This window comes from Streptomyces sp. R35, from assembly GCF_041053035.1.
GTDB classification, from domain to species: Bacteria; Actinomycetota; Actinomycetes; order Streptomycetales; family Streptomycetaceae; genus Streptomyces; species Streptomyces lutosisoli.
This window is the reverse complement of the sequence record NZ_CP163440.1, coordinates 1,715,055-1,735,570: the sequence shown is the minus strand read 5'-3', so window position 1 is coordinate 1,735,570 and position 20,516 is coordinate 1,715,055. Positions and strand designations below refer to the sequence as shown.

The window sequence follows — 20,516 nt, the reverse complement described above, 5'->3', positions numbered from 1 at the left end:
GAGTGGAACCGGTGATTTGTGGGGTTACTCACCACTCACCCGTTCGGGTGGACACCCCTCCGTTCGAGGGGGTGTTGAGGAAGCCGACCACGCCCGTACCTGCATTGGAACGTCTCGTTCCGCCTTTCCGCTACGCGCGTTGCGCAACTTCTCCGCGCTCCAGGAAGGAGCAGCGTCTACTCCATCGGGGGGTACACCATTTGGTCCGTTTGAAACCCGGGCCGGACGCTTCGCCGGCTCGGCGCGTGCCGCGGCCCGGGTGCGCCTGCGTCAACTGTGGGAGTCGGGCGGCAGGGTGACCCGGGCCGCCCGCCGCTCCCCGTCGAGGACGCGCAGGGCCTGTGCCAGGGTCGGCGCGTGCACCTCGCTCTCACCCCGCTGATGCATCAGCGTGAGGGCGTCACGCAGCGCCGTCGCCTTGCCGACCAGCGCCTGAGCGGCCCGCAGGCCGCGGTAGGTGTCCCCGGGGCGGGCCGGGTTGATGCGTCCGAGCAGATCGACCACGTCGAGGTAACGGTCGATCAACTCGGCCTCGGCGCGCGTCAGCGCGGGCAGCGGGGGCAGTTCGGGGACCATCGGGCGATCACCTCGCGCCGGGCGCGGTGCGCGAGGTCTTGCGGCTCGGGACGATCCGGTCGATCAGTCCGTACGCCAACGCCGCCGGCGCGTCCAGGATCTTGTCCCGCTCGATGTCCGCGGCGACTTGCTCCGGACTCTGCCCGGTGTGCCGTACGAGCATTTCCTCCAGCAGCTTCCGGGTGCGCACCAACTCCTCGGCCTGGATGGCCAGATCGCTCGCCTGACCCTGGATCGGCTCGGAGACCGACGGCTGGTGGATGAGCACACGGGCACCCGGCAGCGCGAACCGCTTGCCCGGCGTGCCCCCGGCCAGCAGCACGGCCGCGGCCGACGCCGCCTGCCCCAGGCAGATCGTCTCCACGTCGCACGTGACGAACTGCATCGTGTCGTAGACCGCCGACATCGCGCTGAACGAGCCGCCGGGGGAGTTGATGTACAGCGAGATGTCCCGGTCCGGTGCCAGGTACTCAAGGTGCATGAACTGCGCCATCACATCGTTCGCCGACGTGTCGTCGATCGGCGTCCCGAGGAACACGATCCGCTCTTCGAGCAGCTTCGAGTACGGATCCAGGGTCTGGTGCCCCGTGCTGGTCCGTTCCGTGAACGTGGGCAGGACATAGTGGGCGGACGGGCTGTGCATGGTGCGCGCCTCCTCGGATCGACGTCTGTAAAAAATGTACAGGACGTACGTTCGCGATGGGGGCTGCCTCGCTCACAGCGAAAAACCCCGCGGAGCGAACCGCTCCACGGGGTCTGCCGCTGTGCTCGACGATCAGGTGAGGGGCGCCTCGGCCGGAGCGCCGTAGAAGGTGAGCGTGGGCCAACCGCGGGAGGTGGCCGTCTCGTTGAGGGCGTTCGCGATTTCAGGGGGGGTGGGGGTGAGCGACGCGGGGGTCTCCGAGTGCTGTAGGACACGTTCCCTCCTCGTTGTCATGCACGCCTCCATGGGTGAGGCCGCTTGATCGTACGAATGAATCGTTTTCGACGGAGCTGAATGAGATCGTCCGCTCTGCGGGGGTGTCGGAGGCCCGGTCTAAGCTGGGGGCATGGCCTACGAGATTCCGGTGACGCAAGCCAGGGCTGAGCTCGCCGATCTGATCAACCGCGTGGTGTACGGCGGTGAGCGCGTCGTCGTGACGCGGCACGGGAAGCCCCTCGTCGCCCTGGTCTCCGCCGCCGACCTGGAGCGCCTCGAAGAACTCCAGGACCCCGCGGACGAGCAGGTGATCAGCGCCCTCTCCAGCGTCCGCGAGGTCGCGTCCGCACCGCGCGAGCGACAGCGGTTCGGCATCGCGGCGGAGCATCGGGGGCCCAACGCCTCGTAGGCATAAGGGTGTTCACCAGAAACGTGGGCGCGCGGACCTGCTGACATGCGGAGACGCGGAGACGCGGAAGCGCAGGAACGCGGCCACGCAGAGGCGTAGCGGCGTAGCGGCATAGCGGCATAGCGGCATAGCGGGACAGAAACAAGGAGACCGTGCGCCCCCGTCCGCTACTGCGGGGGCGCACGGTCCGTTCCGTGGGTGGTCAGTCGGTGGTCAGTTCACCAGGGCGGACTCCCGCTCGGCGACCGTCTCCGCGGCTGTCTCGCGCTGCTTGAGCGTGCTGCCCAGCAGGACAGCGCCGAGGCCGAGCACGGCCCACCAGGCCAGGGTCAGCGCCGGGCCGGTAGCGGCGGCGCCGTCGAAGAACGACACCGAGCGCAGCAGTGACGCGCCCGCGCCCGGCGGCAGCCACTGGCCGATCGTCCCGACGGGCTCGGGCAGCATCTCCGGGGCCGAGGCCGCTCCGGAGAACGGGTTGCCGAGGAGCATGACCACGAAGCCGCCGAGCCCGATCCCGGGAGTGCCGATCAGCGCCGCGAGTCCGGCGACGGCGGCGCTCACGGCCAGGGTCGACAGCCCGAGCGCCGCGGCCTCCGTCCACCAGTCGCCGGTGAAGACCCCCAGCCAGCTGTGCGCGATCGCGGCCGCGACCATGCCGACCAGTGCCGCCGCGCCGACCAGCGCGGAGGCGGCGCGTGTGCCGCGCAGGCCCAGCAGCGTCACGACGGCTCCCGCGGCGATGCCGACCAGGGCGAGCGGCAGCACGCTCGCGCTCAGGGCCGCGCCGCGCGGGTCCTTGGCGGAGGCGGGCACGACATCGACGGTCGGCACCTTCGTGCCCTCGGGGGCCTGCTGGGCCACCGCCTGCTGGAGCAGCTGGGCGACAAGCGGGCTCGCGGCGGAGGCGGTGAGCAGTTTGGGTCCCTGCGCGGTGGCGACGACCGCGCCGTATACGGTCCGGTCCTCGATGGCGTCCCGGGCGGCGGCCTCGTCGGCGTAGCGGTGGATCTCGAAGGCGCCTCGGTGCTGCGCCAGTTGCTTCTGTATCGGTGCGGTCGCGGTCGCGGACCCCGCCACGCCGAGCGGCAGGTCGCGGGGTGCGGTGCGGGCGGCGGGCCAGGCGAAGGCCCAGAGTGCCAGTGCCACCAGCGCCGGGATGAGCACGATCACGGCGACCATGCGGCGGCCTTGCGGCAGGGGTCGTGCGGCGGTGCCGCCGGGCGTAGCGGAGGCAGCGGACATGATCTTCCTCGTTTCGCGGAAGCGTGGGTCGGGCGAGGGGCTGGTCGTCGGTCGGGCGAGGGCCGGTGTGGCAGGCGCCGATCTAAAAGAAGGATCGTTCGTTTTAGGGGCAGCCCACACTGTCCTGCGGCCTCTCCACCTTGTCAAGAAGGAATGTTCGTTTTACGTTGGATGCCATGGCCCGCGTATCCCAGGAACACCTAGACGCCCGCCGCCGGCAGATCCTCGACGGCGCCGCCCTCTGCTTCGCCCGCAACGGGTTCCACGCCACGTCGATGCAGGACGTGCTCAAGGAGGTCGACCTCTCCGCGGGGGCCGTCTACCGCTACTTCAGCGGCAAGGAGGAGCTGATCGGAGCGATCGTCGCCGAGGTGCTGGAGACGGTGCGCGACACCTATGAGCGCGCGGCCCTGGAGAGCCCGCCCCCGCTGCCGGACGTGCTGATCCCCAGGGTCCTGGAGCAGCTGAAGGCGGTGCGGCCGGGAGTGCTGGACGGCGGGGAGTGGGTCTTCCCCCGGCTGGTGATCCAGGTGTGGACCGAGACCCTGCGCAATCACGAGCTGGCGGTCGCGATGAACACGGGATACGACAAGGTGCGCGCCGCCTGGGCGAAGGTCGTCGAGCGCTACAAGGACGCGGGGCTGATGCCCGAGGACGCCGACGCCGACGCCATGGCCCGGACGATGATCGCGCTCGCGCAGGGGTTCGCGGCGCAGCAGGCCCTGTTCGGCACCGCACCCATAAAGACTCTCCAGGACGGGCTGCGGGCCCTGATGAGCATGGAGGCGTCCACCGCGCGGCGGTGAATTGATCACAGGCTGGTTAACGTCCTTGAAACTCCGGCCAACTAGCGTGCCCATCCACGCCACCAGGGGTTTTGGTGGCTGCGGCCACCGGACCCCGCACGGTCCGGAGCGAGGACTGAGGTGGGACGCCGTGCAACTGACCCCGCACGAGCAAGAGAGGCTGCTGATTCATGTGGCCGCCGACGTGGCCGAGAAGCGGCGGGCCCGCGGGCTGAAACTGAACCACCCCGAGGCCATCGCGCTCATCACGTCGCACATCCTCGAAGGCGCGCGTGACGGCCGTACCGTCGCGGAACTGATGTCCTCCGGACGCAAGATCCTCACCCGGGACGACGTCATGGAGGGCATCCCCGAGATGATCCACGACGTCCAGGTCGAGGCGACCTTCCCGGACGGCACCAAGCTCGTCACCGTCCACGACCCGATCGTCTGACGGGGGAGCGAGAGCCATGATTCCCGGAGAGATCCTGTTCGCCGACGGACCCGTCGCCTTCAACGAAGGCCGCGAGGTCACCCGGCTGACCGTCCTCAACGCCGCCGACCGGCCCGTCCAGGTCGGCTCCCACTACCACTTCGCCGAGGCCAACCCCGGTCTGGACTTCGACCGCGCCGCCGCGCGCGGCAAGCGGCTCAACGTCGCCGCCGGCACCGCCGTGCGCTTCGAGCCCGGGATCCCCGTCGACGTCGAACTCGTTCCGCTCACCGGCGCCCGTGTGGTGCCCGGCCTGCGCGGTGAGACCGGAGGTGCCCTCGATGCCTGAGATCTCGCGTGCCGCGTACGCCGATCTGTTCGGCCCCACCACCGGCGACCGCATCCGGCTCGCCGACACCGATCTCCTCGTCGAGATCGAGGAGGATCGTTCCGGCGGGCCCGGACTCGCCGGTGACGAGGCGGTGTTCGGCGGTGGCAAGGTCATCCGCGAATCCATGGGCCAGGCGCGCGCTACGCGCGCAGATGGCACCCCGGACACGGTCATCACGGGTGTCGTGATCATCGACCACTGGGGGATCATCAAGGCCGACGTCGGTATCCGCGACGGCCGGATCACCGGACTCGGCAAGGCAGGCAACCCGGACACCATGGACGGTGTGCACCCCGACCTGGTGATCGGTCCGGAGACGGAGATCATCGCGGGCAACGGGCGCATCCTGACCGCGGGCGCCATCGACGCGCACGTCCACCTGATCTGTCCGCAGATCGCCGACGAGGCGCTCGCCGCCGGCATCACGACGCTCGTCGGTGGCGGCACGGGTCCCGCCGAGGGTTCGAAGGCGACGACGGTCACCCCCGGCCCCTGGCATCTGGCCCGGATGCTGGAGGCGATGGAGGAGTACCCCCTCAACTTCGGTCTGCTCGGCAAGGGCAACACCGTCTCGCACGACGCGATGCTGTCGCAGATCCGCGGCGGTGCGCTCGGCCTCAAGCTGCACGAGGACTGGGGCACCACGCCCGCCGTCATCGACGCCGCGCTCACCGTCGCCGACCGCACCGGCATCCAGATCGCCATCCACACGGACACCCTCAACGAGGCCGGGTTCGTCGGCGACACGCTCGCCGCGATCGGCGGACGCGGCATCCACGCGTACCACACGGAGGGTGCGGGCGGCGGGCACGCGCCGGACATCATGACCGTGGTCTCCGAGCCGCACGTACTGCCCAGCTCCACCAACCCGACCCGGCCGTACACCGTCAACACCGCCGAGGAACACCTCGACATGCTGATGGTGTGCCACCACCTCAACGCGGCCGTTCCGGAGGACCTGGCGTTCGCCGAGTCGCGCATTCGGCCGTCGACCATCGGGGCCGAGGACATCCTGCACGACCTGGGTGCCATTTCGATCATCTCGTCCGACGCCCAGGCCATGGGGCGGGTCGGCGAGGTCATCATGCGGACCTGGCAGACCGCGCATGTGATGAAGCGGCGGCGGGGCGCCCTCCCGGGTGACGGCCGCGCCGACAACCACCGCGTACGTCGCTATGTCGCCAAGTACACGATCAACCCGGCGCTCGCGCAGGGCCTCGCCCGCGAGGTCGGCTCCGTCGAGACCGGCAAGCTCGCCGACCTCGTGCTCTGGGAGCCCGCGTTCTTCGGGGTCAAGCCGCATCTCGTCATCAAGGGCGGACAGATCGCGTACGCGCAGATGGGCGACGCCAACGCGTCCATCCCGACGCCGCAGCCGATCCTGCCCCGGCCGATGTACGGCGCGATCGGGCGGGCCCCGGCCTCGAACTCGTTCAACTTCGTGGCGCCGCTCGCCATCGAGGACGGGCTGCCGGAGCGGCTCTCGCTCGGGAAGCGGTTCGTCGCCATCGACTCGACGCGTGCGGTGACCAAGGCCGACATGCGGGAGAACGACGCGCGGCCGCAGGTGCGGGTCGATCCCGACAGCTTCGCCGTGCACATCGACGGCGAGCTCGTCGAGGCGACTCCGGCCGCCGAACTGCCCATGGCCCAGCGCTACTTCCTCTTCTGATGACCCGCGCGGCACTACTCGTCCTGGCCGACGGCCGCTTCCCCGCCGGAGGACATGCCCACTCCGGCGGGGCGGAGGCGGCCGTCAAGGCCGGGCGGATCACCGGGGCGGCGAGCCTGGAGGACTTCTGCCGGGGGCGGCTGCACACCGCCGGGCTCGTCTCGGCCTCGCTGGCCGCCGCGGGCGCGCTCGGGATCGATCCGGTGGCGTTGGACACGGCCGCGGACGCCCGTACGCCGTCGCCCGCACTGCGGGTCGCGGCGCGCAGGCTCGGGCGGCAGCTGATGCGGGCGGCTCGGGCGACGTGGCCTTCGGCGGAACTCGACGCGCTGGCTCGGGCGTTTCCCAAGGGGGCGCATCAGCCGGTCGTGCTGGGGCTGGCGGCGCGGGCCGCGGGGCTCGGGCCCGAGGACGCGGCTCATTGCTCCGTGTACGAGTGTGTCAGCGGGCCGGCGTCGGCCACCGTACGGCTGCTCAGTCTCGATCCGTTCGACGCGACGGCGGTGCTGGCTCGGCTCGCGCCGGAGTTGGACCGTGTCGCTCAACAGGCGGTCGATGCCGCGCGGCGTGTGCTCGACGACGGGGTCGAGGCGTTGCCTGCGGCTTCGGCTCCGTTGCTGGAGATCAGTGCGGAGGTGCATGCCGCTTGGGCTGTACGGCTGTTCGCGTCGTGAGGGGTTTCTCGCCCCCGCCGCCCCTACCCGTCCCATCCCTGGGGGCTTCGCCCCCAGACCCCCGTATCGGCCTGAACGGCCTCGTCCTCAAACGCCGGACGGGCTGAAAAGACCAAGGTCCGGCCGGAGTCAAAAGGTTCGCTTCGGCCGATACCGACAGGTCAGCCTCAGCCGCAGCTGAAAGACCAAGCTCCGGCCGGAAGCCGAACAGACCAAGCCCGGCCGGAGCCGAAGAGACCAAGCCCGGCCGGAGCCGAAGAGACCAAGCCCCGGCCGGAGCCGAAGAGACCAAGCCCCGGCCGGAGCCGAAGAGACCAAGCCCCGGCCGGAGCCGAAGAGACCAAGCCCCGGCCGGAGCCGAATGACCAAGCTCCTGCCGGAGCTGAAAGGTCCGCCGAAGCCGCAGGATGCCGCCCTCGGCCGCGAAATGGAGCCGCAATCATGCACCTCGATCACGATCACTCTCACGACGGGCCCTCCGCCATCAGTGCCGATGCCCACCGTCCGGACGGCTCGCGCCGTGCGCTGCGCATCGGGCTCGGCGGTCCCGTCGGTTCCGGCAAGACGGCCACCGTCGCCGCGCTCTGCAAGGCGCTGCGCGACGAGTTGTCGCTCGCCGTCGTCACGAATGACATCTATACGCGTGAGGACGCGGAGTTCCTGCTGAGGGAGGCCGTGCTGCCGCCCGAGCGGATCACCGCCGTCGAGACGGGGGCGTGTCCGCACACCGCCATCCGGGACGACATCTCCGCCAACCTCGAAGCGGTGGAGGACCTGGAGGACGAGATCGGGCCGCTCGATCTGATCCTCGTCGAGTCCGGGGGAGACAACCTCACCGCGACTTTCTCCAAGGGGCTGGTCGACGCACAGATCTTCGTCATCGACGTGGCCGGCGGGGACGACATTCCGCGCAAGGGCGGACCCGGAGTCACCACCGCCGATCTGCTCGTCGTCAACAAGACCGACCTCGCGCCGTACGTCGGGTCCGATCTCGGGCGTATGGCGGCGGACGCCAAGGCGCAGCGGGCCGAACTGCCCGTCGTCTTCCAGTCGCTCCGGGCCGAGGGCGGGGTCACGGATGTCGCGATGTGGGTGCGGGGGCAGCTCGCCGCGTGGACGGCATGACGACAGCGGGAGTACGGGCCACCGCGCGGATCTCGGCCCGGGACGACGGACGGGGCGGGACCTCGCTGCCCGTGCTGGACGGGCAGGGGCCGCTCGCCCTGCGCCGTACGCGGGCCAGTGGCTCCGAGGCGCGCGTCATGCTGGTCGGCGCGATGAGCGGTCCGCTCGGCGGCGATCACTTCACCGTCGAGGCGGAGGTGGGTGAGGGCGCGCGACTGCACGTCGGGTCGGCCGCCGCCACCATCGCGCTGCCGGGGCAGGCCAAGGGGGAGGCGCGCTACGACGTGCGTCTCGACGTCGCCGAAGGGGGCGAACTGCGCTGGCTGCCCGAGCAGTTGATCTCCGCGGGTGGCAGTGATCTGTACGTCTCCTCGCGCGTCGAGCTGGCGGCGGGCGCTCGGCTCGTCTTCCGGGAGGAGCAGGTACTCGGGCGGTCCGGTGAGGAACCCGGGCGGCTCACCAGCCGTCTTACCGTGCGGCTCGGCGGGCGGCCGCTGCTGGACCAGGAGTTGGCGTGCGGGCCCGGTGCGCCCGGCGGCTGGGACGGGCCCGCCGTCCTCGCGGGCCATCGGGCTCTGGGGCAACTCGTCGTCGTACGACCGGAGTTCGAGAAGGAGCCGCCGAAAGCGCGACTGCTGGGGGAGTACGCCGCACTCACCCCGCTCGCGGGGCCCGCCGTGCTCGTGACCGTGCTCGCGCCCGACGCGCTGCGGCTGCGGCGCGTGTTGGACGAGGCGCTGCGGGTGCTCGGCTGAGGGAGACGTCTCCGCTCAACGGGATGCCGTGCACCGGTTATCGGATTGGCAAAGAAAAGCTGTTTACGTCTGTTCTCAGGGACCTCACAGCCGAAAGGATCGCCGTACCAATCGCAACGATGTACGGGGAGGTCCCACTTGAGGTCCAAGAGACCGACAAGACGGGTGACAGTGCTGGGTTCGGCCGGAGCGCTCATCACGGCGACCCTGATAGCCGGAGCCGTGGCGGCCCCGTCGGCCACCGCCGACTCGCGCCGCGGTCAGGACCGCGAGCAGCGCGGGGCGGCGATCGCCGCGGAACGGGCCGCCAAGGCAGGGATCGACTGGCAGGACTGTCCCGCGGACTGGGGCTTCGAGAAGCCGATCCAGTGCGGTTATGTCAGCGTCCCGCTCGACTACGCCCACCCGAACGGCAAGCAGATCAAGCTGGCCGTGGACCGCATCGGGAACACGGGCACCGCGGACGAGCGCCAGGGCGCCCTCGTCTACAACCCGGGCGGACCCGGTGCCTCGGGCATGCGCTTCCCGCGCCGCGTGACCACCAAGAACCCCGTCTGGGCCAACGCCGCCAAGGCGTACGACTTCGTGGGCTTCGACCCGCGCGGTGTCGGCCACTCGGCGCCCATCTCCTGCATTGACCCTCAGGAGTTCGTGAAGGCGCCCAAGGCCGACCCGGTTCCGGACACGGAGGCGGACAAGCAGGCCCAGCGCAAGCTGGCCGCCGAGTACGCGGACGGCTGCGCCGAGCGCAGCGGCGACATGCTGCCGCAGATGACCACGCCGAACACCGCGCGCGACCTCGACGTCATCCGCGCCGCCCTCGGCGAGAAGAAGCTGAACTACCTGGGCGTCTCGTACGGCACGTACCTCGGCGCCGTCTACGGCACGCTCTTCCCGGGGCACGTCCGCCGCATGGTCGTCGACAGCGTCGTCGACCCGTCGCGCGAGAACATCTGGTACCAGGCCAACCTGGAGCAGGACATCGCCTTCGAGGGCCGCTGGAAGGACTGGGAGGACTGGGTCGCCAAGAACGACGCGGCCTTCCACCTCGGCGACACCCGCGCCAAGGTCCAGGACCAGTGGCTCAAGCTCCGTGCCACCGCGAAGAAGAGCCCTCTCGGCGGGGTCGTCGGTCCGGCCGAGCTGATCTCCTTCTTCCAGAGCGCCCCGTACTACGACTCCTCGTGGGTACCGACCGCGCAGGTGTTCAGCAAGTACGTCGCCGGTGACACCCAGGCGCTGATCGACGCGGCCTCTCCCGACCTGTCCGACACCGCGGGCAACATCTCCTCGGAGAACGGCAACGCCGTCTACACGGCCGTCGAGTGCGCCGACGCCAAGTGGCCCACGAGCTGGAAGCGTTGGGACCGCGACAACACGCGGCTCCACAAGGACTACCCGTTCATGACCTGGGCCAACGCGTGGATGAACCTGCCGTGCGCCACCTGGTCGGCCAAGCAGCAGACCCCGGTCGACGTGAAGACCGGCAAGGGCCTGCCGCAGGTGCTGATCGTGCAGTCCACGCGTGACGCCGCCACCCCGTACCCGGGCGCCGTCGAACTGCACAAGCGCTTCAAGGGCTCCCGTCTGATCACCGAGAAGGACGCGGGCTCGCACGGTGTGACCGGCCTGGTCAACCCGTGCATCAACGGGCGGGTGGACACCTACCTGCTCACCGGCAAGACCGACGCCGCCGACGTGACGTGCACGCCGCACGCGACGCCGACGCCGTAACCGCAGGGCCCTGAAGTGAGGGGGCGGCCGGGACTCCCGGCCGCCCCCTCACTCATGACATACCGTCAACTCAGCGGCATCCGCGGGAACTTGCGGGCCGTCGCCGCCTTCTCCTCGGCCTCCTCGGCCTTGACGACCGCCGCGTACCGGTCGACGTACTCCTGCTCGGAGAGGGTCAGGATGGCGTACATGATCTCGTCGGTGACGGCGCGCAGGATCGCCTTCTCGTTCTCCATCCCGGCGTAGCGGGAGAAGTCCATCGGCTTGCCGAAGCGGATGACCACGCGCCGGAAGTTCGGGATGACCTGGCCGGGCGGCTGCGCCTCGAACGTGCCGATCATCGCGCAGGGGATCACCGGCACCTGGGCCCTGAGCGCCATGACGGCGACGCCGACCTTGCCCTTGTAGAGGCGCCCGTCGTGCGACCGCGTCCCCTCCGGGTAGATCCCCAGCAATTCCTCCTTGCGCAGCACACCGAGCCCCTCACGGATCGCGGCCTGGCCCGCCTCCTTGCCGGAGCGGTCCACCGGGATCTGCCCGGCGCTGCGGAAGAACGCGGCCGTGAGGCGTCCCTTGATGCCGGGGCCCGTGAAGTACTCCGCCTTCGCCAGGAAGGTGATGCGCCGCTTGAGAACCGCGGGCATCAGGAAGTGGTCCGAGAACGACAGATGGTTGCCCGCGACGATGGCCGGCCCCGACGACGGGATGTGCTCAAGACCCTCGATCCGAGGCCGGAAGACCAGCCTCAACAAGGGCCCCAGCAGCACGTATTTGAGCAGGTAATAGAACAAGGGGTCGCTCCTCACTCCGTCGGATCGGCTCAACCGCCGCGTTCTAGCAGGTCAACGGGCATGCGATGGGCTGTCAGTGTAGGCGCAGGCGTGGCCCGCCGGAACCGGGCCCGACCGGACTCGCACCGATTCCCCGCACGTTTCTGAAGGTTCGCCGTAGAGACGAAAAGGGGTCGCTCAGCACGGGCGGGAACGACCGCCGGACCAGGGTGCTGCTACTGGCGGGTAGAGATCAACCTTGCCGACGCGGCGTGACGCAAACACAGTTGGTAGCTGGCACACATGCGCCCCTTGATTCCCGGCAGCATTCCTGAAGCGACCCGCGGCGCCGGTACCGGGCACGCGTCACGTGGATTCCCTCGCCATCGCGGACCTGGCCGAGCAGCGTCACCGTCCTGTGTATTACCGTTCAGCGAATGCCCGGGTTCGCCGGATCAAGGAGCGGCTCGGATCCACTCAGCCAGAGGCCGTGCCCGTGGGAAGTCAGCCGCGCATCTGGATCGCGGTGGCGCTGTGCGTGGGTGGACTCGCCGCGCTGATAGACCAGTTGGCGCCCTCGGCGCAGCTCTTCGGCCATGCACGCGACTGGTGTCCGATGCTCCTTGTGCTGGCCGGCCTCGGGGGTGCTGTCCGTCTCCTTCTGGAGACCCGGAACGTCCTTCGGGGGCCGGTCTTTCTGACCCTCACCGGCATGGTGCTCCTGCTGGTCACGCTCGATCCACTGCCTTCTGCCGTACGCCCGTTGCTGGTGCCCGCGCTGCTCGTCTTCCTGGGGGTTGCCATGTTGGTACGACTGGCCGCGGCGGGCCACGGCGTTCCGGAACGGCCGGTGACACGGCTCGTCTGCATCGCCGAGGCCCGCCGAGTCGCCTGGCCGCGGGGCGAGTTCTCGCTCGGCACGATCACCACGGTCGCGAGCGGGTGCGTCATAGACCTCACCCGGGCCACACCCTTGGACAACGTGGCGCGATTGGACATCACCACGGCGCTGAGCGGCGTCGACCTCCGGATCCCGGACGGATGGCGGGTCACCTTCGACTCCCGCCGTGTGGCGGGACGTTGCCCCGGGTCGGCAGACGATCGACCCGGTGCGCCCGGTGCGCCGACCCTTGAGGTGAAGGCGCTGGTCATAGGAGCCGGCGTCGAAGTCCGCTACGAGGGTGGCTACGCGGGATCCGACGAGGTGTCGGAATCTCCGGCGGGCGCGTAGTCCACGGGCGCGGGCCAACCGCCCCTGCGCTCCCACAGGGCCATCAACTTGCCGTTGATGTCACGTTCCTCGTCCGTGTTGGCCGGCATCTTCAGTGACATGTCCCGCAGGAGCTTCATGCGGTACACGGCGATGGCGGCGGTGAAGGCGATGCCGTACGTCGTGGCCGCGTGCAGGGCGGCGTGGTAGGCGAACCAGGACAGCAGGGCGCAGATGGCGGGGACGGCCGGCCACAGGGGGTGCAGCACCAGAAGTGCTGTGGTGATGAGCGCGCCCAGCCCGAAGGTGATGCAGAGGCGTACCGCTATGTCCAACTGATTGCGGTACTCGGTCACTTTCTGCAGGGCGTCTTCGGGCAGCGAGAAGAACAGCCGCGGCCATGCCATGACAGCGTCGAGCCCGTAGGGGGCGCCTGCCCGGTCCTCCGCCGCGCGCAGCCGGTTCCCCAGCTTGGTCGGCAGCAGATTCGCGTCCGGCAGGAGGTCGAGCTTCTGCGCCGCCGAGTCCGCGAGCAGGGGAAGGCGGTCGGTCAGGTGGTCGATGACCCAGTCGAGCCGGGACTTGCGCCGCTCCTGCATCCAGCTTCCGAATGCCGCCAACGGGGCCAGCGGCCCGGAACGGCCCCAGTAGCCCTCCAGGACCTGGATCGACGCGAGTTCGAGCGGCTGGAGGAGGAGCCCCACGACGAGCGACCCGGCGGTGGCCAGTGCGGCGCCGACCCATCCGAATCGCAGGATCGAACGACGAGACCGTCACGGGTTGCTCGCAGTCTTTGGTGAAGCACCACACCGTGAAAGCCTGCTTCGGCCGCGCGAATTCACAGATCCCGTGCTCCTGACAGCAGTGCTTGGGTGTTATCCGATAGACGAAATCTCCCCAAATGCAGTCGGGGTCTCGGCAGAGAGCCAATTTGGGGCCAGGCGGCTTGTCGCTCGGCAGTCTCATCACGGCGCAGGAGACCAGCACGAGCAACAAGACCGCGCCGGGTCTGCCCAACAGGCGCGTCCTGCGCGATCTGTGCGACGGCATGCGGAACTCCTGGGCCACGGGAGTCGGGTCTCGACGGTAGGGCGGAGAGGTGGCTCGTGTCGAGAGCACGGCGACTCACCCTGCTCGCACTGGTTTTGCGTACTCGCGCAGATGTGGCGAACTGTGGTGATATTCATGGCACTTGGGCACCATGGCAGCAGGCGCGGAGCACCGCGCGGCCGGTCTCCCTCGGAGGTCTGTTGTGGGGCACGGAGCCCGCTGGACGGTTGTGGTCCTGGCCACCATCGGCGCCTTCGGTGTGCCGTGGATCGCGCTGACACTCGCGGGATCCACGGCGGACACGACGCTGGCCCTGGCATCGACCACAAGCGCCGCGGTGCTCAGCGCCGGAGGGTGGTACGCCGCTCGCGATCCGCATCGCCCGGCAACTGAACCACCTTCACCCATGCCGGCAGAGGGAACCCTGGTGGTGGGTCCCCTGCCGCAGGAGCCGCTCGCTTTCCAGGAGCGGTTGCGACTCATGGAGGAACTCGACCGCGCCATGGAGTTGCGCGGCGCCTCCACCGCGTGTGCGCTGACCGGAGGCAGGGGTGTCGGCAAGACACAGTTGGCCGGCGCCTACGCGCGCTCCCGGATCGAGGCCGGATGGCGCGTCGTGGCGTGGATCGTGGCCGAAGAGCCCGGACAGATCATCGCCGGGCTCGATGAGCTTGCGGAGGCCGCGGGCGTCAAGGGTTCGATCCAGGACGCCGAACTCGCCGCGGCGGCGGCCCGGCAGTGGCTCGAACGGTTGCCGGAACCGTCGCTGCTGGTACTGGACAATGTCGGGGATCCCGACGAAGTCAGGGAGTGGCTTCCGCGTCTCGGCCGGACCCGCACCCTGATGACCAGCACCACGCGCTCCGTGGCCCACCTCGGAGCCACCGTGGACATCGGGATGTTCTCGGTGGACGAGGCGGTGGCCTTTCTGCGTGAGGTGTCGATGGTCGGCGAGCCCGAGACGGGCACAGCGGCTGCCGAGGAACTGGTCCTGGAGCTCGGCTGTATGCCGCTTGCCCTGGCCCAGGCCGCATGGGTCATCCGTATGCAGGGTCTGGCCTTCACGGAGTACCTGGAACGGTTCCGCCACCGTCCGACGAAGGAGGCCACCTGGCGCGTGCCGGGCGAGCCGTATCCGAGTGGTGTGGCCGAGGCATTGCTGTCCGCGATCGCGCATGCCGAGACGGGTGATCACTCCGAGACCGTCCGTCGGGCCACCGAGTACATCTCGCTGATGTCTCCGTCCGGGGTGCACCGGGACGACCTCCGTGCGGCCATGCCGGACCGGGACGCGGACGAGATCGCCGCCGTTGTCGGGCAGTTGACCGAAGCCTGCCTCGTGACACTGAGCCTGGACGGCGGCACCGTGGTGATGCACCGCCTGGTACAGCGCATCGTCCGCGACCGTCTCCAGGACGACGGGCGGTTGCAGGCGCGGATGGAGGAGATGGCCACGATCCTGAGCGGTCTGCTGCCCGACACGGACGGCACCCTGATGCTCAACGACGGGGACCATGGACTCACGGATCACATTCTTGCTCTGTGGGCTGCGGCCGAGCCTCTGGGGGACGCGGCTCGTCGCGGTCTCCTGCAACTGCGCCGAACTGCCGTGTGGCTCCTGGTGAACAGGGCCGAGTTGGACCGTGCCTGTCGACTCGGCCGCGAGGTGCTCGCCGATCACGAACGAATATTTCCGTCCTCCGACTCCAGCAGAGAAGCGAAGGAAGAGACGCTCGATGCCCGGGAATCGCTGATGCGGGCCTATATGGCAGCGGAGCAGTACGCCTCAGCCGTTCCCCTGGCGGAGCAGTCCGTGGTGGACCACGGTGGACTCTTCGGCCCGGACGACCGCAGGACGCTGGAAGCCGTCAACACACTTGGTTATGTGCTGGAAGTGGCTGGACGCCTGGACGAGGCGCTCACGGTCCATACGCGCAATCTGGCCGACAGCATCCGGGTCAACGGGCCCGGGCACGAGACGACACTGCGCGCTCAGATCAACTTGGCCAGCACGTTCAGGTCCCAGGGCGACAGCCCGCGGGCACTGGTGCTCTTCGAGAAGAACGTCGCTGACAACGAGCGTTGCATGGGCCCGGATCACCGCTCGACGCTCAATGCCCGAGGCGAACTCGCGCGCATGTATGAGCGGGTCGGGCGATCCGCGGAGGCGGTGGTGCTCTACGAGAGTCTCCTCGCTGACCTGCGGCGTCTGTACCCCGACGCGCACCGGTCGTTTCTCTGGTGGGGTCGCTATCAGGCACAGGCGTTGCAGAGTTCGGGTCGGACCGAGGAGGCGATCGATGAACTCGAACGCCTGCTGGAGCGCAGCGAACACGGACTCGGCAGCGACCATCCGGAGACGCTGTCCATCAGGATCTTTCTCGCCCGAGCCCTCATGACGGCCCGGCAATACAGCAACGCCATCGCATTGTTCGAGCGGTGCGTCGCCGACCGGGAGCGGGTTCTCGGGCCTCACAACCGACGTACCCTCAACGCCCGTCGCAACCTCGGGCTCACCCTGCTGGCCGCCGGCAGACGCTCCCACGCGATCGGCTGTCTGGAATCCGTGCTGGCCGATTACGAGCGGGCGATCGGAGCGCACCATCCCTTCACTGAAGGAGCTCGCGCCGATCTCGTCCGGGCCCGCGCTGCCCGGTCGCCGCTGCGGCGATTGCTGTTGCCCGCGCCGTAGACCCGCTGCCGGGGCCGTGCGCCGGTGCGGTTCACCCCTAGGAGGCGGTGGACGCGTCCTTCGGGGTGAACGCACTCGGGCGGCTCGGCAGGGCGGGGGCCGAGGCTCGGTAGAACGGGGCCGAGGTCAGACCCCGCGCGTCAGAACCTTCTCCAAGGACGCCAGCGCCGATTCGAGTTCCTCGCCCGTGATGGTCAGCGGCGGGGCCAGGCGGATCGTCGAGCCGTGGGTGTCCTTGACGAGGATTCCCTCGCGCATGAGGCCCTCGCTGATCTCGCGGCCCGTGCCGATGGAGGGGTCGATGTCGACGCCCGCCCAGAGGCCGCGTGAGCGGAAGCCCTCGACGCCCTTGCCCACGAGTGCCGCGAGGCCGTCCCGCAGGACGACGCCCAACTGGGCGGCCCTGCGCTGGAATTCACCGGTCTCCAGCAGCCCGACGACGGCAGAGCCGACCGCCGCGGCGAGCGGATTGCCGCCGAACGTCGAACCGTGCTCGCCGGGGCGCAGCACTCCGAGTACATCCCGGCGGCCGACCACCGCCGACACCGGCACGATGCCGCCGCCGAGCGCCTTGCCGAGGAGGAGCAGGTCCGGGACGACGCCCTCGTGCTCGACGGCGAGGGTGGTGCCCGTGCGGCCGAGGCCCGACTGGATCTCGTCCGCGATGAACAGGCAGCCGGTGCGGCGGGTCAGTTCGCGTACGCCGGTGAGGTAGCCGTCGTCGGGGATCACCACGCCCGCCTCGCCCTGGATGGGCTCGATCAGCACGGCCGCGGTCGTCTCGTCGACCGCGGCTTCGAGCGCGGCGAGGTCGTTGTACGGGACGACACGGAAGCCGGGCGTGAAGGGGCCGAAGCCCGCCCGGGCCGTCTCGTCCGTGGAGAAGCTGACGATGGTCGTCGTACGGCCGTGGAAGTTATCGGCGGCCACGACGATCGTCGCCTGGTCGGGAGCGACGCCCTTCACCTCGTACGCCCATTTGCGGGCCACCTTGATGGCGCTCTCCACCGCCTCCGCACCCGTGTTCATGGGCAGGACCATGTCCAGGCCCGTCAACTCCGCGAGGGACTCCGCGAATTGGGCCAGCTGGTCGTTGTGGAAGGCGCGCGAGGTGAGTGTCAGGCGGTCGAGCTGGCGGTGCGCCGCCTCGATCAACTCGGGGTTGCGGTGGCCGAAGTTGAGGGCCGAGTAGCCCGCCAGCATGTCGAGATAGCGGCGGCCCTCGACGTCCTCGACCCAGGTGCCCTCGGCGCGGGCGACGACCACCGGCAGCGGGTGGTAGTTGTGCGCGAGGACGGGCGCCTCGGCGCGGATCAGGTCGGCGGAGGTGCGCGTACGTGCGGGAGCGGTCATGAACGGATCTCCTGAGTACAGCACTTGATGCCTCCGCCGGCCTTCTGGAACTCCGAGAGGTCGACGGGGACGGGGACGTAACCGCGGCGCGCGAGCTGGTCGGCGAGAGCCGTCGCCCCCGGCGCGATGAAGACGTGGCGGCCGTCGGAGACGGAGTTGAGGCCGAAGGCCATCGCGTCCTCCCGGGTGGCGAGCACCGCGTCCGGGAACAGGCGGGCGAGCACCTCGCGGCTGCCGGGGGAGAAGGCCTCCGGGTAGTACACGATGTTCGCTTCGTGCCCGCCGTCGAGGACGAAGAGCGCCGTGTCCAGGTGGTAGAAGCGCGGGTCCACCAGCTGGAGGCTGATCACCGGGACTCCGAAGAACTCCTGCACCTCGCGATGGGCCTGGGGGGTCGTACGGAATCCGGTGCCCGCCAGGACGTACCGGCCCGCCGGGACCAGATCGCCCTCGCCCTCGCACACCGACTCGGGGCGGTAGACGTCGAAACCGGCCGCCTTGAACCAGGTCTCGTACGCGGTGGACTCGGGGCGGCGCTGCGGCGCGTGGAACAGCGAGCCGAAGACACGGCCCGCCAGGACGAGCGCGGAGTTCGCCGCGAACACCATGTCGGGGAGGCCGGTGACCGGCTCGACGGCGTCGACGGTGTGGCCGTGGGCGCGGTAGGCGCGGATCAGCGCCTGCCACTGACCACGGGCGAGGTCGACGTCCACGGGTGTGTCGGGATGCATCCAGGGATTGATCGCGTACTGCACGGCGAAGTGTCTGGGTTCGCAGACGAGAAAGCGCCGGGGGCGCGGCACACGGCTGTCGGGCACAGAGGGGTTCCTCCGCTTTCCTGCGGTGTCGGCTGGGGATGCCTCCACGGTAGGAAACGGGGGATACGGGCGACAAGCGACGAGAGCTGCGCGTGTGCGCAGTATCGCTGCGTTGAGTGGCGGGTCAGCGCACGTTTGATGCGTCCTCTGGGGCGGCGTGGGTCGCGCCGGCCTCCGGGGCCTCCGGCAGCAGGTGGGACAGCACCATGTAGCTGATGGTCTTCCGGATGAAGGGCTCGGCGCGGATGCGCTCCAGCACCTCCTCGAAGTGCTCCACGTCCGTGGCCCGCACATGCAGCAGCGCGTCCGCGCCCCCGGTCACGGTCATCGCCGCGGTGATCTCCGGATGGTTGCGCACGACCTCCGCGAGCCGCCGGGGCGGGGCCGCGCCCTCGCAGTACACCTCGACGTACGCCTCCGTACGCCAGCCGAGTGCGGTGGGCTTCACCGTGGCCGTGAACCCGGTGATCACGCCGGTCTCGCGCAGCCGGTCCACGCGGCGCTTGACCGCGGTCGCGGACAGCCCGATCTCCGTGCCGATCTCCGCGAAACTGGTCCTCGCGTTCGCCATCAGGGCCGTGATGATCTTGCGGTCGAGCTCGTCGAACCCCGCGGGCTTGCTGTTCATGGCGGCACTGTATCCAGCGAAAACGTGCACGCCGTCCAGCGACAACGTCCACGCCGGCGCCGACAACGTCCACGTCCCGCAGATGTCCAGTCGTACGAATCGCTCTTACACTCCACTCTCATGCTGCGCGCGCTCGCCGTCGACGACGAACAACCGTCCCTTGAGGAGCTCCTCTATCTGCTGAACGCCGATCCACGCGTCAGCAGCGCCGAGGGCGCGAGCGACGCGACCGAGGCGCTGCGCCGGATCAACCGCGCCCTGGAATCCGGACCCGACGGGCCGGAGGCGATCGACGTCGTCTTCCTCGACATCCACATGCCCGGCCTCGACGGCCTCGATCTCGCCCGGCTGCTCACCGGGTTCGCCCAGCCCCCGCTCGTCGTGTTCGTCACCGCCCACGAGGGCTTCGCCGTGCAGGCCTTCGACCTCAAGGCCGTCGACTACGTACTGAAGCCGGTACGGCGGGAACGGCTCGCCGAGGCCGTACGGCGGGCAGCCCAGCTCAGGGACACCGCACCGCTGATTCCCGTGCACGAGCCCGACCCCGACCACATCTCCGTCGAACTCGGCGGCGTCACCCGCTTCGTGGCCGTCGAGGACATCACCCATGCCGAGGCGCACGGCGACTACGCCCGGCTGCACACCGCGCAGGGCAACCACCTCGTCCGCATCCCGCTGTCCACCCTCGAAGAGCGCTGGCGCTCCCGCGGCTTCGTCCGCATCCACCGGCGCCACCTCGTCGCGCTGCGCCACATCGGCGAACTCCGCCTGGACGCGGGCACGGTGAGCGTCCTCGTCGACTCCGTCGAACTCCAGGTCAGCCGCCGGCACGCGCGCGAACTGCGCGACCTGCTGCTGCGCCGGACCACGAGCTGAGGAGTACGCGCGTGCCCCAAGACCCGACCGAGCGCCGTGTGGTCGTCACCGGAGTGCCCCGGCGCACCCGGCGAACGTCCGGCTACTATCGGCCCAGGACCGAGATCGACGAACAGACCACCCTCGGCCACACCTACGTCCGCTCCCTGATGCGCAGTCAACTCCGCGTCGCCCTCGTGGTGTTCGCCGTTCTCGTACTGCTCGTCGGCCCGCTGCCCCTCGTCTTCGCCGCGATGCCGGACGGCGCGAGCCTGGAATGGGCCGTGCTCGGATTCTGCGTGTACCCGCCGCTGGTGCTGCTCGCCCGCTGGTACGTACGCCGGGCGGAGCGCAACGAGAAGGACTTCGTGCGGCTGGTCGAGGACCGCTGAGCCGTGCACGACGACCGCCGAGCCATGGACGAG

Annotated in this window: 22 protein-coding genes; 13 read left to right on the top strand and 9 right to left on the bottom strand. The window is 69.7% G+C overall.

Features of this window, described 5'->3' with window-relative positions; translation table 11 throughout:
- Positions 1-270 precede the first annotated feature (270 nt).
- The 3 genes from AB5J50_RS08235 to AB5J50_RS08225 form a co-directional block, all read right to left on the bottom strand.
- Complete coding sequence (locus AB5J50_RS08235) at positions 271-576, bottom strand: hypothetical protein (RefSeq protein WP_369256331.1); 306 nt, start codon at positions 574-576, stop codon at positions 271-273.
- Between the two features lie 7 nt (positions 577-583).
- Positions 584-1,219, bottom strand: a complete 636-nt coding sequence (locus AB5J50_RS08230; protein ID WP_369256329.1) for an ATP-dependent Clp protease proteolytic subunit — start codon at positions 1,217-1,219, stop codon at positions 584-586.
- A gap of 132 nt (positions 1,220-1,351) precedes the next feature.
- The gene (locus tag AB5J50_RS08225; protein ID WP_369256327.1) at positions 1,352-1,513 is read right to left on the bottom strand and encodes a hypothetical protein; all 162 of its coding nucleotides are present in this window, start codon (positions 1,511-1,513) and stop codon (positions 1,352-1,354) included.
- A 112-nt stretch (positions 1,514-1,625) separates the two neighbouring features.
- On the opposite strand from AB5J50_RS08225, the gene AB5J50_RS08220 reads away from it, so the two are divergent.
- Complete coding sequence (locus AB5J50_RS08220) at positions 1,626-1,904, top strand: type II toxin-antitoxin system Phd/YefM family antitoxin (RefSeq protein ID WP_369256325.1); 279 nt, start codon at positions 1,626-1,628, stop codon at positions 1,902-1,904.
- Between the two features lie 213 nt (positions 1,905-2,117).
- Here AB5J50_RS08220 and AB5J50_RS08215 read toward each other — a convergent pair whose 3' ends face one another.
- Entirely contained in the window at positions 2,118-3,146 is a 1,029-nt protein-coding gene (locus tag AB5J50_RS08215) for an ABC transporter permease (RefSeq protein WP_369256323.1), read from the bottom strand.
- A 176-nt stretch (positions 3,147-3,322) separates the two neighbouring features.
- Between AB5J50_RS08215 and AB5J50_RS08210 the strand changes: the two genes are divergently transcribed.
- The 8 genes from AB5J50_RS08210 to AB5J50_RS08175 all read left to right on the top strand — a co-directional run bounded on the left by AB5J50_RS08210 (position 3,323) and on the right by AB5J50_RS08175 (position 10,715).
- Entirely contained in the window at positions 3,323-3,952 is a 630-nt protein-coding gene (locus tag AB5J50_RS08210) for a TetR/AcrR family transcriptional regulator (RefSeq protein ID WP_369256321.1), read from the top strand.
- 130 nt (positions 3,953-4,082) lie between these two features.
- Positions 4,083-4,385 (top strand): urease subunit gamma, encoded by a 303-nt coding sequence (locus AB5J50_RS08205; protein WP_121416835.1) that lies wholly within the window; start codon positions 4,083-4,085, stop codon positions 4,383-4,385.
- A 16-nt stretch (positions 4,386-4,401) separates the two neighbouring features.
- Positions 4,402-4,713, top strand: coding sequence for an urease subunit beta (locus tag AB5J50_RS08200; protein ID WP_054228979.1), 312 nt, complete (start codon positions 4,402-4,404; stop codon positions 4,711-4,713).
- Positions 4,706-6,427, top strand: coding sequence for an urease subunit alpha (locus tag AB5J50_RS08195; protein ID WP_369256318.1), 1,722 nt, complete (start codon positions 4,706-4,708; stop codon positions 6,425-6,427). The genes AB5J50_RS08200 and AB5J50_RS08195 overlap by 8 nt, the downstream gene beginning before the upstream one ends.
- Positions 6,427-7,101, top strand: a complete 675-nt coding sequence (locus AB5J50_RS08190) for an urease accessory protein UreF (RefSeq protein WP_369256316.1) — start codon at positions 6,427-6,429, stop codon at positions 7,099-7,101. The genes AB5J50_RS08195 and AB5J50_RS08190 overlap by 1 nt, the downstream gene beginning before the upstream one ends.
- A gap of 441 nt (positions 7,102-7,542) precedes the next feature.
- A complete protein-coding gene (ureG, locus tag AB5J50_RS08185) occupies positions 7,543-8,226 on the top strand; it encodes an urease accessory protein UreG (RefSeq protein WP_327427005.1) in 684 nt (227 codons plus the stop codon).
- Complete coding sequence (locus tag AB5J50_RS08180) at positions 8,223-8,981, top strand: urease accessory protein UreD (protein WP_369256314.1); 759 nt, start codon at positions 8,223-8,225, stop codon at positions 8,979-8,981. The genes ureG and AB5J50_RS08180 overlap by 4 nt, the downstream gene beginning before the upstream one ends.
- 138 nt (positions 8,982-9,119) lie before the next feature.
- Positions 9,120-10,715 carry an alpha/beta hydrolase gene (locus tag AB5J50_RS08175; protein ID WP_369256312.1) on the top strand — a complete coding sequence of 532 codons (1,596 nt, stop codon included), beginning with the start codon at positions 9,120-9,122 and terminating at the stop codon, positions 10,713-10,715.
- A gap of 65 nt (positions 10,716-10,780) precedes the next feature.
- On the opposite strand, the gene AB5J50_RS08170 is transcribed toward AB5J50_RS08175, so the two are convergent.
- Positions 10,781-11,506, bottom strand: a complete 726-nt coding sequence (locus tag AB5J50_RS08170; RefSeq protein WP_369256310.1) for a lysophospholipid acyltransferase family protein — start codon at positions 11,504-11,506, stop codon at positions 10,781-10,783.
- Positions 11,507-11,975: 469 nt separating this feature from the next.
- Here AB5J50_RS08170 and AB5J50_RS08165 point away from each other — a divergent pair, with 469 nt between their 5' ends.
- Complete coding sequence (locus AB5J50_RS08165) at positions 11,976-12,716, top strand: hypothetical protein (RefSeq protein WP_369256308.1); 741 nt, start codon at positions 11,976-11,978, stop codon at positions 12,714-12,716.
- On the opposite strand, the gene AB5J50_RS08160 is transcribed toward AB5J50_RS08165, so the two are convergent.
- Entirely contained in the window at positions 12,671-13,399 is a 729-nt protein-coding gene (locus tag AB5J50_RS08160; RefSeq protein WP_369256306.1) for a hypothetical protein, read from the bottom strand. The genes AB5J50_RS08165 and AB5J50_RS08160 overlap by 46 nt on opposite strands.
- 752 nt (positions 13,400-14,151) lie before the next feature.
- Between AB5J50_RS08160 and fxsT the strand changes: the two genes are divergently transcribed.
- Positions 14,152-16,437, top strand: a complete 2,286-nt coding sequence (gene fxsT / locus AB5J50_RS08155; protein ID WP_369256304.1) for an FxSxx-COOH system tetratricopeptide repeat protein — start codon at positions 14,152-14,154, stop codon at positions 16,435-16,437.
- Between the two features lie 126 nt (positions 16,438-16,563).
- On the opposite strand, the gene rocD is transcribed toward fxsT, so the two are convergent.
- The 3 genes from rocD to AB5J50_RS08140 form a co-directional block, all read right to left on the bottom strand.
- Positions 16,564-17,790, bottom strand: coding sequence for an ornithine--oxo-acid transaminase (rocD, locus tag AB5J50_RS08150; protein WP_369256302.1), 1,227 nt, complete (start codon positions 17,788-17,790; stop codon positions 16,564-16,566).
- Positions 17,787-18,608 carry a dimethylargininase gene (gene ddaH, locus AB5J50_RS08145; RefSeq protein WP_369256300.1) on the bottom strand — a complete coding sequence of 274 codons (822 nt, stop codon included), beginning with the start codon at positions 18,606-18,608 and terminating at the stop codon, positions 17,787-17,789. Before ddaH ends, rocD begins: the two co-directional genes overlap by 4 nt.
- A gap of 124 nt (positions 18,609-18,732) precedes the next feature.
- Positions 18,733-19,236, bottom strand: coding sequence for an Lrp/AsnC family transcriptional regulator (locus AB5J50_RS08140; protein ID WP_330302936.1), 504 nt, complete (start codon positions 19,234-19,236; stop codon positions 18,733-18,735).
- A gap of 120 nt (positions 19,237-19,356) precedes the next feature.
- On the opposite strand from AB5J50_RS08140, the gene AB5J50_RS08135 reads away from it, so the two are divergent.
- Both AB5J50_RS08135 and AB5J50_RS08130 read left to right on the top strand, forming a co-directional pair.
- Complete coding sequence (locus AB5J50_RS08135) at positions 19,357-20,112, top strand: LytR/AlgR family response regulator transcription factor (protein ID WP_369256298.1); 756 nt, start codon at positions 19,357-19,359, stop codon at positions 20,110-20,112.
- Positions 20,113-20,123: 11 nt separating this feature from the next.
- Complete coding sequence (locus tag AB5J50_RS08130) at positions 20,124-20,483, top strand: hypothetical protein (RefSeq protein ID WP_327426994.1); 360 nt, start codon at positions 20,124-20,126, stop codon at positions 20,481-20,483.
- Positions 20,484-20,516 lie beyond the last annotated feature (33 nt).